Genomic DNA, 13,727 nt, shown 5'->3' on the forward strand with positions numbered 1-13,727 from the left:
TTTTTGAAATTCCTTTAAAAAAGCTTTTAGCTTAAAGATAATTATTTTGAGATTATCAACCATTAAAGGCTGAACTCATCGTTTAGTGCTGGGATACTAACCTTCCAGTTGAATTTGGTTTCGATCTTCACTCTAAGGGCATCAGCGGCATGTTTTTCTCCATGTATTAAAAACACATTTTCAGGGATGTTCTTTATTTCACTGCACCAATCGAGAAGTTCTTTTTGATCTGCATGCGCTGAAAGGCTTTCTAATTTCACAATTTTCGCCTTCACCGGGAAATACCTGCCTTTCATTTTAATTTCATAAGCTCCTTCCTCAAGTTGTCTTCCCCTGGTACCCTCAGCCTGATAGCCTGTAAGTAGTAAATGTGTAGATGGATTTCCTATATAATACTTCAGGTAGGTAAGTATTCTGCCCCCGGTAAGCATTCCGCTTCCGGCGATCACGATTCGGGGTTTGTTCATATCAATGATCTCCCAGGTTCTTTTATAAGATGAAACCAGTTCGAACCTGTTTTTCATAGCTTCAAAATCATGCTGGGGAATTTTATGGAATTCGGGAAATCTACTGAAAACTTCTGTAGCATCAATGCCCATGGGACTATCTATATATACAGGGATTTCCGGAATGCGATTGGACTTGAATAATTTCCAGAGAATATATGCCAATAATTGAAGTCTTTCAACAGCGAAGGAAGCGATAAGTAAAATTCCGTGGGTATTTATAATTTCTAGGATCGATTCTGAAAGTAAGTTATCTACATTTTCCTGAGGATGAAGTCTGTTCCCATAGGTGCTTTCGAGAAATAAATAATCTGCCCAACGTGGTTTTTTAGGAGCTTCCATTAGCAGATCTTCATTCCGGCCCAGGTCTCCCGAAAAAACAAGAGTCTTACCTGAAATATTCAGCTCGATTGAGCATGCACCAAGTATATGTCCAGCCTTGAAATACCTGAATTTTACATCCTGGCCGATCTCGATCCAATCACCCATATGTACCGACTGGAATAACTTTTGGCATTCTTCAACATCTTTTATGGTATACAAGGGTTTTGCCGGGTGATGCTTGCTGTATTCTTCCTTATTCGCCTGTTCAGCATCTTCTTCCTGGATCTTGGCTGTATCGTTTAAAATAATACTGGCAATGGCCAGGCTGGGGGAGGTGCCGTAAATTTTGCCCTTAAAGCCCTGTTGAACCAGTTTTGGCAGATATCCTGTATGATCCAGGTGAGCGTGAGTGATTAATACGAGATCGATTTTCGGAACATCAATATCGAGATCCTGCCAGTTCAGAAGCCTGAGTTCTTTAAGCCCCTGGAACATTCCGCAATCTATCATTAACCTTATTTGTTCATTCTCCAGGTAAAATTTAGAACCCGTTACCGAACCGGCCGCACCTAGAAATTTTATTTTTAAGCCGCTACTCATGCATTTAGTTCTTTATTGCAAAGATTTCTGAATTCTGATATGATTCTTTTCTTACGCTCTTCTGAAATACCGGAATGATCAAGTAAAAAGTCTTTGTTTAATAACTGACTTCCTAAAATAATTCCCCGGTCCAGGAGAAATTGCTTTTCAGATGATGATAGAATTGTAGAGGAAGTAACCGGGTAAATCATAGACTTGTCTATAAGTTCCTTAAGACTACCTTCTTCAGGATAATTCCAGCTTAATAGTTTAAGCCCGGCGCATTTTCCATAGGACAGCGCATCCTGGGTAAATTGAGTATTTGTCACAAGCCAGCCCTTGTCATGTTCATGACTTTTTTCAAAAGCGTATATATCATCAAATCTGGATTTAATATATAAAGGGATCTTTACATCACATTTTCGGCCTTCCTCGCTATGAAATTTGCATTCTATAAGATGTCTTCCAGAATCCCGGGTAGCGATAATATCTATTTCGTGAGTAACACATTTTCCCTGGAGAATAGGGTTTAGAGTAATTTTATAACCATTTATCCTAAGTATTTCAGCTACATATTTTTCAAAAGCAAAACCGGATGGACCTAATTCGTAGATAGCTTTTTTTAAGCTATAACGTGAGGCATAGGCTCCTCTGTAATCCTTTAGCATCGCGTAAGCCCGGTTATATAGCTCCTTGGTTGAGATTCCCTGGTAAAGTTCATCCTTTATTTCATTTATAATTGCAGATACGATCGCATCACTGGCACCACTTTTCTTTAAGGATCGTCTTAATTTGGTGAATGAGAACTTTACCTTTTCTCCTGAAGTTTTTATAATATCAGGCCCTGCATTTGTCATGATACATTAATATTTCAACTCAAACCGGTTTATTGAAAAGCCTTTTAACTTCGGTTTTATTTAATTCAAGAATTGTGAAAATTCCTAGTATGATACCCAGTATCCCGGTGAGACAATTTAAAATGGACATTACAAAAACAAAATCATAGTTTCTTTTTTCGCCTATATATTTCGCAGTGAGCAACGTCAAAATTCCCAATACTAAAAGGAACAGGAATATCATACTTCCTGCAAAAATGATTATGGTTCCTCCAACCTGGGCTTCTTCCTGACTTAAATCGTCTTTTTGGAAAATAAAAATTCCTAAAAAAATATAAAGTAGAGGAAGAATGCTAAAAGCAAGGGTAAGAATCCCTTTAATGATATAAAGAATCTTAAAGATCCTTAGGTTATGCTGCTCAGTTTCCATTGTTCTTAAGATTTAATCAATTCTCAGGGTTTTCAGCGAAACTTATCATCCAGTTTATCCCAAACTTAACGGTTAACATCCCAAAATAGGAACCCCAGAAAGTTTTGTCCATAGGCATCATGATGCTACCTTCCTTAGAGAGTTCACGGAAGATCCGGTTCGCTTCATTTTCATTTTCTGTATTTACTGAAATCGAAAAATTATTGCCCTGCTTAAAGCTTTTTGCCCATTCCCCGCTAGTATCGCTACCCATCAAAATTGTCTCCTTACCTATGCGGAGAGATATATGCATGATGAGGTCTTTTTCATCATCTTTTACCGGCGGGATACCTTCCTGATCTGGCATTTCTGCGAAAGTGCTCACCTCTGTAAATTCTTCACCAAAGACATTTTTGTAATATTCAAAAGCCTCCCGGCAATTTCCGTTGAAGATGAGGTAATTATTGATTTTTGCTCCCATTATGAAACTTTTTTTGATAATTAAGCACAGGTAGGAAAATTAAAGGTATCTCAAACCGAATTTTCACAAATTAGACAACTTTTAAGCTCATTAAAATGGAATATGGGAACAATTAAATTTAACCATAAATCTTTAGAAATATTGACAAAAAATCTATTCGTTTTTGAGTTAATAAAGAAAAAACTGGTTCATAAGTAATTAGTATCTAATATTTTAATAACTTTTAAAAACCTGATAATCAAATTTTTGTGGTTATTTAATTATCTTTATAAGGATGTTTAAAAAAAGAATATTATGAGACGTGTACTTTGTTTGATTTTAATGTTAATGCTATCTAGTGTAGGGTTTTCACAAGAAACATATTTAACTTTTGAATTTATGAAGGTTGACAACTCTCAGGAGGCTTTCTATACTGAAACAGAGGATTTTTGGGAGAAGATCCATGAACAGCGTGTAGCCAGCGGCGATATAGTTGGCTGGGATCTCTGGCAGTTGCTTCCCGGTGGGGAGGATCAGGGATATCAGTATCTTACGGTTACCGTTTTCAATGATCCTGTAAAAATGATGAATGCGGGAGTTGGTATCATGGAAAGTGCAAAAATGGCCTATCCAGACCTTAGTGATGAAGAACTTGAAAACAGGGTAAATCTTGCGGGTAGTTCAAGGGACCTTGCTGTTAGGTTATATCTTAGGGTCGTAGACCAGGCTAATGAGAATTATGATATGAAACCCGGAATGATCGCCTCTATAGATCTAATGAAGGCGAAGGAAGGAAGATATGAAGATTATGAGAACGCTGAATCTGATACCTTCAAACCTTATCACCAAAGTATCGTAGAGGCAGGGGAAAAAGGAGACTGGCAGCTTCTAAGAGTTCTCATGCCACAGGGAAGTGAAGTATATGCAACTCATATAACCGTAAATATGTTCGATAGCTGGACTCAATATCTTAATTCCATGGAGTTTGACGGAGGAATGACTCCAGATCTTCAGCAAAAAATGAATGATGGTATAAACACCAGGGATCTAAAATGGATTTATATGGCTACACTATTGAAAGCAGTTCGCTAAAATTAAGCATTTAATAAAATAAGCAGCCTTTGAAATATTTCGAAGGCCGTTATTTTTTTAGAAGATTTCAATATTCTTCAGGCGATCCGTTTTTGTTTTTGATGCTTAATAGCATCCTTAACAAGCCTGAAGATCTCCTTTTTTAAGATTTGAAATTTACTATCGAATTCATGCATCTTTATAAGAAGCTTACGGTGTTCGTGTTTGTAATCCCAATCATTTTCGTAAAGAGGTTGTTTTAGGAACAAGATCTTAACTCCATTTTTGTGCATGGTCACCTTATGAAGTAAACTTGATACTTCTTTTCTTAATTCAGCTAACTCTTCTAAGTAATCTTCAGCTTTATCTGCGAGATGTGATTCAACAATGGGAAAAATGTTGTTGTTAAGAAGGGTTTTTAGAAATTCGAGTTCTTTTAAAATAAAACTGAGTCGGGAATGCCAGATAACCGAGTATTTATGAATGATCTCCGGAGACTCCCATCCATAGGCGTTAGAGCTTTTGGTTTTCATGATGTAAGATTTATGGTTAAGTGAAAAACTATAATAAGGCTAGAGAACCTGGAAATAATCCGGCAAATAGGGTATGCCAGTAAGGGGTGAACTAGAACTTTAAGTTATGAATTTAGATCGGAAAAAATCATGATTAATATCAGTTTAATTCTTAACTAAGTCATTTTTATTAAAAATGAAAGTTCAGGACAATTTCATTAAATATTTGATATTCAGTGTTCTTATTGATGAGGGTTTTAGGCAAATCATTATTCGAATAGAAAATTAAAGTTTTAGTCTGAAACCATAGACAGGCAGTTCTTTCTGTATAAAATCAAGATCTTGAGATCTTTTAAAGCCTAACTTTTCATACATGCTCCAGGCGAGCTTCATGAATTCTGTGGAATGTATTATTATTTCATTATTCCCATCCTTTCTTGCCTGCTTGATACAAGCAATAGAAAGACCCTTACCAACCCCGCGTCCTCTAAACTCAGGATCTACCGCCAATAGTCTGAAACCTGAAGCTTTTTTCATGGTAGTTGCAGTTCCACCGGATCCATAGGAACTCATATCGCTAAAATAAACTACCGCTCCCATAACCTCCTCCTTGTCACTTAGCGCCACTAGCAATTGCGTATTCGGTTTATTCGTGATCTCACCAATATTTAACAGCATTTCGTAATAATCTGGTTGTTCATTTTGATTAGGAAAACCTTCGAGGCTGGAATAGACTTCTACAAGTAGTTTTCCAATAGGTTCAAATTCGTTGGGTTGTGCTTTCCTAATTTTCATACCAGTAACTTAATTCAGTTGAATTTTACTCAATAAGGTCTATTACAATAAAGGATTTTCTAAATTGTAGCCGGTATTAAAAGTTTGAATATTTAGAGACAGGATTCCGAAATTTTCCAAATGTCTATTGAATTATCCTTATTAGACAGGATCACTTGCTTCCCATCTTCTGAAAATGTTGCGGCAGTATAGTCTGTAATCCCTTTAGTTCCAAAAGTTTTAATCAAAACTCCGTTTAAACTCCAAAGTTTCGCTAACCCGTTTTCACCTGCACTAAGGATAAATTTCCCATCTTTTGAAAATTCTACCTGATTAATATCTTCTGAATGACCTTCGAAGGCAGTGATCAAATTTGCCTTGAGATCCCAGAGGGCAATGGTTCTATCAAAACTCCCCGTAATTATCTTTTTTCCGTCAGGAGAAAAACTGGCTGCACTTACCCCACTTTTATGATGTTTTTTCTGAAAAATTTTTGTGCCTCCTATTTCCCAAAGGGAAAAGGTGGTGTCGCAGCTAGCCAGGATAATACTGGAATCATCTGGAGAAAAAGAAGCCTGGTAAATCGTACAGGAATGACCAGGAAATTCTCTTACCAGATCTCCTTCTGCTGTCCACAATCTTGCGGTATTATCTCCGCCACCACTTAAAATGTAATTGCCATTATGAGAATATACTACTGTTTTTACGTAAATTTCATCTGCCTTTACTGTTTTAACCAGGGTTCCGTCAAGTTTCCAGATCTTGAAGGTCTGGTCACTTCCAGCCGTTAAAAAATTTTTCCCATCAGGTGAAAAAACCACATCATTCACGCTTCTTTCGTGTGCTACCTTATTAATGATGATTTCATTATTCTTATCACGGAGAATGAAGGCGGAAGCATCATCACCAGATAAAAGATATTTACCATCAGGGGATTCATCTATTCCTAGTATAGTTTCCGAATGTCCTCTAAAGGTTTTTAGAGGTTTTTCTGTTTGAGCTGAAAGGTTTCCCTGGAATAATAGAAGAATTAGGATATATATGGCCTTTTTCATGAATAGAGAAATAAATTAGGTTTAAAGTAAAAAGCCGTTTTGTGCTTCCATTGCAGGAGGAATTTCGTCATCATTAAGCATTTCCCGCAAGTCTATTTCTATACCTCTGGCAATAGAGGTTATGGGTACGTCGTTGTAAGAACCTTCAAAAGGATTTTCTGAATAATCCCCAATTTTTTCCATCAGGAAAAATACCCAGATGATCAATGCTGAAATGATCGGGCAGATCCAGAATCTCCAATCATCTGTATTTCGAAAAATATCCAGTAAGCCGAAAGGTACGAATGCACAAAATACAAAGGTTAGCCATAGGGTAGTGGAAGCATACTGCCTGGGAAAGGGGAAATTCTTGATCCTTTCAGATTTTCCCTGGTCTTCATAAAAACTAACTATAAGTTGATGAAATTCCATATGCCTGAAATCATCAAAATATCCAAGATCCTTTAATTCCTGCAGGCGTATGGCCTGCCTTTTCATAATTTGTGTTGCGGTATTGGATTTACCCTGAACTTCAGCCAGTTCATTTTCAGAAATAAATTTTGAGAGTTCAGAATCGAGCTTTTCGTTATAATCCTCGCATACCTTTGCAGAATATAGTTTTTCAAGCCTCTTATCCAGATGCTCCCAGGGGCGGCTTAACCTTAATTGATGTCTTAGGGCAGTGATCCAGGCGATGTGCCGGTAGATCATTTCCTTTTTAATGCTTTCCTGGTTATCACCCTGAATGAATGAGATACTTGCTGCTGCAAAACTTCTACTGTTATTAACTATACTACCCCAGATCTTCCTGGCTTCCCAGGTTCGATCGTAAGAACTATTATTTTTAAAACCAAGGTAAAAGGCCACCGCAATACCTATAATACTTATTGGCTGCCAGGGAACTAAAATGTATCCATCAATTAAAATATAAATCACACAAATGATCGCGGAATAAAGCAAACCTACTAAGAGTGGCTTTTTAGACCAGTTTAAGGTCATCCAGAAGCCATAATTCCTTTTTACATACATAATTAACAAAAAGACAAAAAATAAAAATAAGGATTTATGTGATTAGAAGACCCGAAATCGTCTAAATACCTTCAAATTATTTAGTGAAATTAGTAATTATAAAAACCTGTAATTCAGTGTTTTGAGTAAAAAGTTGTAAATTTCGGATATATAAAATTCAGTAGATGCCAGCTGTTAGGAATCCCATTATTACCTATTCCGGTATAGGCCAGATGGTCGTTTATGACGACCAGAATTCAACTTTGCTGGATTGTTCTATCAGCAACCAGATACCTCATTTGCATGAATGTGGAGGAAATGGTAGATGCTCAACCTGTAGAATAAGGGTTCTTGAGGGAGCTTCTAATCTTACCCCCAGAACCCTGAAAGAACAACAGATGGCAGAATTCAGAAGATGGGATCCTTCCATCAGGCTGGCCTGCCAATGTTATACCAAGGGAGATGTAGAAATAGAAAGGCTGGTTTGGACAAGTTCAGAGATCAATAAGCTTCAGTTGGAAACTGTACCCGATGGAGTTGCTGAAGAACGTGCTATTGCGATCCTCTTTTGCGATATACGCAACTTTACCAAAATGGCCGTAGAAAATAACACCTTCGATATAGCCCATGTTCTGAACAGGTTTTATACTATTATTGGGGATCCCATATTGCTGAATAATGGAGTGATTTACCAGTATATTGGAGATGAGATCGTAGGATTATTTGGGATTTCAGGAGGAACCCGGGAAAAGAATTGCCGGGACGCGGCGAGAGCTGCCCTGGGAATGTATTACGCCATAGAACAGCTTAATCATATGGAACTTGTAGATTTCGATCTGGAAATAAAAACCGGAATTGGGATCAACTTTGGTCGGGCCTATATTGGACACTTGGGGCATCCGAAACATAAACAACTCGCAGTAGTAGGAGATCCTATAAATACCGCGAGCCGTATTCAGTCGTTCAATAAAGAGGTAGGGTCGAGAATCCTGATCTCCCATGCCGTTTATAAAAGTGTACCTGCAGATACTTTCCATATCACCAATGAATATAAAACCCAGTTCGCAGGGCATGAACATGAAAGCACTTTATATGAATTAAAGGGATTTAAGAAAATGGATATTCAGCTTGAATTACAGCATTCTTTAGACTATATCTTTTCCAACAAAGAACGTTTCGCAGATAAATTTTACAAGAAAGTATTCGAAAAGGCTCCTGAAGCCAGGGCACTTTTCCGGAAGAATATGAAAGATCAGGGGAGGTTATTGACCCATATGCTTGGTGGAATCGTTTATTCCATGAGCCGTCCAGAGCATTTAGAATCTGGACTTGCGTTTCTTGGTAAAAGCCACGCACGTTATGGGGTTACCAAGGATCATTATCCTGTGGTTTTAAGTTCCATGATGGAAACCATCGAAGAGGAATTGGGTGAGCAGAGCAGGCCAGACCTTTTACAAGCCTGGAAACAGGTATTGGTTTATGTGACCGATGAAATGAAAAAGTATACTAAATAAGACAGAATTTAGTCTCCTTTTCCGAATGTGATAATAAAACCTTCCGGGTCTTCAATATCAAAATCTTTCATTTTATAGTCCCTGTCTTCGATATCATTCACAATTTTCACCCCCTCATTTTTGCACTGCTTATAAACATCATCCACGTCCTTCACAAAGATATAAAGGGCCCTGTGATATTTGGAAGGCATAATGGCATCGGCCCGTTTTGTAAGATGTATACCAACACCACCTCTTTTTACTACAGCGTAATATGGAGGTTGGCCCCATTCGAAGGTTTTTTCGAAACCTAATTTTTGAGTGTAGAATTCGATTGATCTTGAAAGGTCACTTACAGGTAATATCGCTGCTGAATGCGAAAAATTATTTGATTCTGCCATAACTAGGTTATTAGGTCCCTGGTTCCCTCCATTAAAAACGAAGGTTTTACAGGGATGGTTAATTGCTTTATAATATCTAAGGGGATCCCAATTTCTCCTATCAACTATTACCTTAGATTAAATACTAGAAGTAAATAAGGTTTAATTGAACAGTAAGTTTAGTTGTTGGAGTAGATATTCGATCAAAAAACAATTTTTATAATGTAAATATATGTAAAAAACTGATAATCAGTAATTAGAGAGTTTGTTCAATTTTAGTTTTATCATGTATCCTTTTTTCTCAACTTTTCTTTTTAAAATATGATTTTCCGGAATTTAAGTTGAAAAAATCCGTATTTTCATAGGGATGAAATATCAGATAAAATATTCAGGTTACATTCTGGCACTTGCAGCTATGTCTTTTATTTTTATTCATGGATGTAAAGAGAAGGGCAGTTCCTCCAAAGACAAAATGATTGTTGAAGCACCAGGAGAGGATAAAAATGGGGCCTGGCCAAAGCCTCAGTCTGCCATGAATGGGATAGATATTTACAAAAATTTTGAAGATATTGAACCTATCTTCAATTTGGAAAACGATACCACCTACATTATCAATTTCTGGGCAACCTGGTGCAAGCCTTGTATAAAAGAGTTGCCCTATTTCAACGAGGTGGATTCTTTATTTAACAACAGGGAGGTAAAAGTTATTCTGGTAAGTCTTGACTTTCCTGATAAGATTGAGAGTCAGTTAATCCCATTTGTAAAGAAAAATCAATTAAGGCCTAAGGTGGTAGTTCTTCTGGATGGAAATTATAATAAATGGATAGATAAAGTTTCCCCAGAGTGGACTGGCGCTATACCGGCGACATATATCTACAATGGAAAACAGAATAGATTAATTGGTTCTTCTTTTGAAAATACCGAAGAAATTATTGCGGTTCTCGAACCGTTCTTATAACTAAAAATTACCTGATCATGAAAAAAATAATATTATTGTCGATGGCATTTATCCTGTTCTCATTTACAGGTAGTCAAAAATTATTTGAGAAAAAGTCTGATTTTAAGGACGGCATTGAAATAGGTGATAAAGCGCCTGAATTCAACCTTAAGAATATTGATGGAAAGAAATATTCTTTTGATAATATCAGGGATGCGAATGGAAATAAACCTAAAGGGTATATTATAGTTTTTACCTGTAATACCTGCCCGTATGCCCAGGCAAATGAGCAACGTTTAATTGAGCTTCATAATACCTATGCTTCGAAGGGATATCCTGTGATTGCTATTCAACCTAATGATCCCGAAGTCAAACCAGGAGACAGCTTTCAAGCCATGAAGAAGAATGCCTCGGAAAAGGGATTTCCTTTCTTATATCTTTTAGATGAAGGTCAGGAGATTTTTCCTAAATACGGAGCTACCAAAACTCCTGAAATTTACCTTCTGGATTCTAATAGAATTCTAAGGTATCATGGTGCGATCGATGACAGTCCGCGTGATGAAAATGGCGTTTCTGAAAAGTTCGTAGAAAAAGCGATCGAGGCCTTGGAAAACGGCAAACAACCTGAAATAAATTCTACTAAAGCTATTGGTTGTAGTATAAAAACCGCTTGATGTCGAGAAATTAAAAAATGTCTATAGATGAAATTCTTTGGGGTATTCTACAGTACCCGAGATTCCTTTTAGTCCGTTATTAATTAATTCGATGCACATGCAGTTTTCTTTAGGAACCTCGAACGGAAAATTGATTCCATATTTTTCCGCCTGCTCATAACCGAATTGTGGATAGTATTTTTCATGGCCCAGAACCAAAACCGAACTAAAACCAATATCCCTTGCCTTTTGGTGGGCATATTCAATTAATTTACTTCCAATTCCTTTTCCCTGAAATTCTGGAAGTACCGAAACCGGGGCAAGAGCCAGGGAATGGAATTCCTGTTCCCGATTTTTTATTTTCACCCTGGTTAACAAAATTTGTCCGACAATTTTGTTCCTTATTTCGGCAACCAGGGAAAGTTCAGGCACAAAGGATGCAGATTTTCTCAACCTTTCTACCAGGTAATGTTCCATATGATCGCTATACTTTTCAGTTTCGAAAGCCTTTTTTATAAGGTCGAACACTTCTTGGTGATCTTTTTGCTGTTCCTTTCTAATTGTAACTTGCATTAATGATCTTAATTTTTAATACTGATAGCCTCGGTTTATAACTGGATGTAAATTTATATAGAAAATTTTCAGTATTTATTGGCATCGTTAATTTCTATCCAATATCCGTCAGGATCCTGAATGAAGGTCTGTCTAACACCATCCGGTCTTTTTTGAACTTTGTATTTGTTATTTCCGCCCAGGCTTGAATAAACGATTCCTTTATCTTTAAGATAATTCAAAAAGCCATCAAGATCCTTGGTAGATAATGCAAAATGATTAAAATTACCAGGGTTTATTTCAACCCCGGGAACTTCACCAACGTGTAGTTCCAGATTATTTCCTAGGGATAAGAACATTTGTTTTTCAGGTAACCAATCTGCATTCAGATCCTTTAATTTTAGGATACCCTTGTAAAACTCTTCGCTTCTGGCAAAGTTGCTTACTACCATCGTAGTATGCTGCAAAGTTAGTGTATGATGGAATTTTCCAGGGTCCTTATCATTCTTATTATCGTCTTCCTGAGCGATCCCACTTGCGGCTAATAACATGAATAAGATGAGTAAAAATTTCTCTTGATTGATCGTGATTTTTAGTAACATATCAAATTGGATTTAAAATTTTCAAGGATAAATAAAAACCGCCCTGATGGGCGGCTTTTTTTAAATCGTCATTTTAACTTTTTATCTATTCATTTGTAATTTAGGATCAATGACAAAGGTTCGTTCAGTTTCACCGTAAATGGTTAAAATCAGGTTGTAAAATTCGAAGCCTTCTACATAATCACTGCGAATATCGCCTATAACAAAGCCTTCCATCTCCGGATCTGTATATGTTCTTACCAGGATGAATTCTCCGCCTTCTTCCTTACGATAGATTTCCACAATCTCTATAATTTCCCCCGTATTTTCAAGCGTTCTTCCACTCCAGAAGATCTTTCTATTTTTATCTACCAGGGCGATGTGATTTTCAGGACTGCTTACGTTGGAGGTTGAATTACTCCTGCTATCAGTAAAGAATACGGTTGTATTTAGATTGTCTTCATTAATATTTTCAGTATCTACCGTAACAACCACATAAGTATCCTCACCTTCCTCTTCATCGTCCTTACCACAATTAATAAATATATGCAGATATTCAGTGGTTGTTCCATCGTCGTTCAGCAATGCTTGAACATCATTCCAACTTAGGGTTCCAGATTCTACATTATCTTCTGCAGAACCATAATTTCCTGGCCAATCGGTTAGAGTTATTTCATAATATAAATATGGTTCATCCATACCGATTCCCTCGGGAGGTGATGGAACCGAAAGACAGACTGGATCTGCATAGTAACTTCCATTATTTGATACTACCGGTGTCTGATCTAAATATAAGGGCTCACCTGCGTCTGAAGTTCCAAGGTACAGGTCCAGACTATAATTGGCTGTATAATGTCTGCCGGAATCTGTGCAATAATTAGCAAAGAAGCATAGTGTTGAAATTTCAGTGGGGAAAATATCGAAAAACTGATATCCATACATATTCACCTGTCTGTCGTCAAAACAAATCACAGGAACTTCAATATAGGTTTTTGATCCCGCTCTTAACTCCCAGGAATTAGGAAGAGGTTCATCTACGAAAATTTCAAATTCGCTTCCCGATTTTGGTGCAACCCAAATCACCTCTCCGGGTGAACCTTCATCGTCGCTGTAAATAAGAAAATCGTTTAAAGTAACCGATACTGTAGTTGAACCAGGTGAAATAGTGATCTCCAGATCTTCATTATAAGCGGTGAAAAGTCCGTTCTCATCACTTAGAATTTCCACTACTACATCTACTGCCGTATTAGCATCGCCATAGATGAGAGAAATCTGGGCATAAGCCGGAGCTTCATCAGAACAATCGGGGATATCATCCAATTGTTGCCTAGTAGAGGAATTGTTAATCATCCCATTCAGGACCGGACCTAAAGATAATTGAGCTACATTTTCAGCAATTTCATTATCACTCAGGTCATTTTCATCTTTATTACAGGAAGAGAAGCTTATTCCAACAACTGCAATAAGAACCAGGTAAAGTTTAACTGTTTTCATAGATTATTTTTTTACACCCATATTAATAATGAACAGAATTTAAACCCGTTATTCCTAATTGTAGAATACAGTTGGGAACCGTTTAATCTTGTTCAATAAAATTTCGGGGGGAAAACAGGGGGGA

16 protein-coding genes are annotated in these 13,727 nt (G+C 37.1%); 4 read left to right on the plus strand and 12 right to left on the minus strand.

Annotated features, from left to right (window positions below; translation table 11 throughout):
* Positions 1-62: 62 nt before the first annotated feature.
* The 4 genes from ML462_RS14485 to ML462_RS14500 are packed head-to-tail and all read right to left on the minus strand — an operon-like array spanning position 63 to position 3,135.
* Positions 63-1,430 carry an MBL fold metallo-hydrolase RNA specificity domain-containing protein gene (locus tag ML462_RS14485; protein ID WP_240714540.1) on the minus strand — a complete coding sequence of 456 codons (1,368 nt, stop codon included), beginning with the start codon at positions 1,428-1,430 and terminating at the stop codon, positions 63-65.
* Positions 1,427-2,266 carry a restriction endonuclease gene (locus ML462_RS14490; protein ID WP_240714541.1) on the minus strand — a complete coding sequence of 280 codons (840 nt, stop codon included), beginning with the start codon at positions 2,264-2,266 and terminating at the stop codon, positions 1,427-1,429. Before ML462_RS14490 ends, ML462_RS14485 begins: the two co-directional genes overlap by 4 nt.
* 19 nt (positions 2,267-2,285) lie before the next feature.
* The gene (locus tag ML462_RS14495; protein WP_240714542.1) at positions 2,286-2,675 is read right to left on the minus strand and encodes a hypothetical protein; all 390 of its coding nucleotides are present in this window, start codon (positions 2,673-2,675) and stop codon (positions 2,286-2,288) included.
* A gap of 16 nt (positions 2,676-2,691) precedes the next feature.
* Positions 2,692-3,135 carry a VOC family protein gene (locus ML462_RS14500; RefSeq protein ID WP_240714543.1) on the minus strand — a complete coding sequence of 148 codons (444 nt, stop codon included), beginning with the start codon at positions 3,133-3,135 and terminating at the stop codon, positions 2,692-2,694.
* A 378-nt stretch (positions 3,136-3,513) separates the two neighbouring features.
* Here ML462_RS14500 and ML462_RS14505 point away from each other — a divergent pair, with 378 nt between their 5' ends.
* Positions 3,514-4,206, plus strand: coding sequence for a hypothetical protein (locus ML462_RS14505; RefSeq protein WP_240714544.1), 693 nt, complete (start codon positions 3,514-3,516; stop codon positions 4,204-4,206).
* Between the two features lie 77 nt (positions 4,207-4,283).
* Here ML462_RS14505 and ML462_RS14510 read toward each other — a convergent pair whose 3' ends face one another.
* The 4 genes from ML462_RS14510 to ML462_RS14525 form a co-directional block, all read right to left on the minus strand.
* Positions 4,284-4,718, minus strand: a complete 435-nt coding sequence (locus tag ML462_RS14510) for a hypothetical protein (RefSeq protein ID WP_240714545.1) — start codon at positions 4,716-4,718, stop codon at positions 4,284-4,286.
* Positions 4,719-4,982: 264 nt separating this feature from the next.
* Positions 4,983-5,492 carry a GNAT family N-acetyltransferase gene (locus ML462_RS14515; protein WP_240714546.1) on the minus strand — a complete coding sequence of 170 codons (510 nt, stop codon included), beginning with the start codon at positions 5,490-5,492 and terminating at the stop codon, positions 4,983-4,985.
* A 92-nt stretch (positions 5,493-5,584) separates the two neighbouring features.
* A complete protein-coding gene (locus tag ML462_RS14520; protein WP_240714547.1) occupies positions 5,585-6,526 on the minus strand; it encodes a WD40 repeat domain-containing protein in 942 nt (313 codons plus the stop codon).
* Between the two features lie 21 nt (positions 6,527-6,547).
* On the minus strand, positions 6,548-7,534 hold the full coding sequence (locus ML462_RS14525; RefSeq protein WP_240714548.1) for a bestrophin family protein: 987 nt from the start codon (positions 7,532-7,534) through the stop codon (positions 6,548-6,550).
* 164 nt (positions 7,535-7,698) lie between these two features.
* Here ML462_RS14525 and ML462_RS14530 point away from each other — a divergent pair, with 164 nt between their 5' ends.
* A complete protein-coding gene (locus tag ML462_RS14530; RefSeq protein ID WP_240714549.1) occupies positions 7,699-9,027 on the plus strand; it encodes an adenylate/guanylate cyclase domain-containing protein in 1,329 nt (442 codons plus the stop codon).
* An 8-nt stretch (positions 9,028-9,035) separates the two neighbouring features.
* Here ML462_RS14530 and ML462_RS14535 read toward each other — a convergent pair whose 3' ends face one another.
* Positions 9,036-9,407 carry a glyoxalase superfamily protein gene (locus ML462_RS14535; RefSeq protein ID WP_240714550.1) on the minus strand — a complete coding sequence of 124 codons (372 nt, stop codon included), beginning with the start codon at positions 9,405-9,407 and terminating at the stop codon, positions 9,036-9,038.
* A gap of 346 nt (positions 9,408-9,753) precedes the next feature.
* On the opposite strand from ML462_RS14535, the gene ML462_RS14540 reads away from it, so the two are divergent.
* Positions 9,754-10,344, plus strand: a complete 591-nt coding sequence (locus ML462_RS14540) for a TlpA disulfide reductase family protein (RefSeq protein ID WP_240714551.1) — start codon at positions 9,754-9,756, stop codon at positions 10,342-10,344.
* 17 nt (positions 10,345-10,361) lie between these two features.
* Positions 10,362-10,997 (plus strand): thioredoxin family protein, encoded by a 636-nt coding sequence (locus ML462_RS14545; RefSeq protein ID WP_240714552.1) that lies wholly within the window; start codon positions 10,362-10,364, stop codon positions 10,995-10,997.
* Between the two features lie 21 nt (positions 10,998-11,018).
* Here the strand turns inward: ML462_RS14545 and ML462_RS14550 are convergent, their stop codons facing one another.
* The 3 genes from ML462_RS14550 to ML462_RS14560 form a co-directional block, all read right to left on the minus strand.
* A complete protein-coding gene (locus tag ML462_RS14550) occupies positions 11,019-11,549 on the minus strand; it encodes a GNAT family N-acetyltransferase (RefSeq protein WP_240714553.1) in 531 nt (176 codons plus the stop codon).
* A gap of 68 nt (positions 11,550-11,617) precedes the next feature.
* A complete protein-coding gene (locus tag ML462_RS14555; protein ID WP_240714554.1) occupies positions 11,618-12,130 on the minus strand; it encodes a VOC family protein in 513 nt (170 codons plus the stop codon).
* Positions 12,131-12,211: 81 nt separating this feature from the next.
* Entirely contained in the window at positions 12,212-13,603 is a 1,392-nt protein-coding gene (locus tag ML462_RS14560) for a hypothetical protein (RefSeq protein ID WP_240714555.1), read from the minus strand.
* Positions 13,604-13,727: the final 124 nt, after the last annotated feature.

The organism is Christiangramia lutea (assembly GCF_022489035.1).
Taxonomy (GTDB): domain Bacteria; phylum Bacteroidota; class Bacteroidia; order Flavobacteriales; family Flavobacteriaceae; genus Christiangramia; species Christiangramia lutea.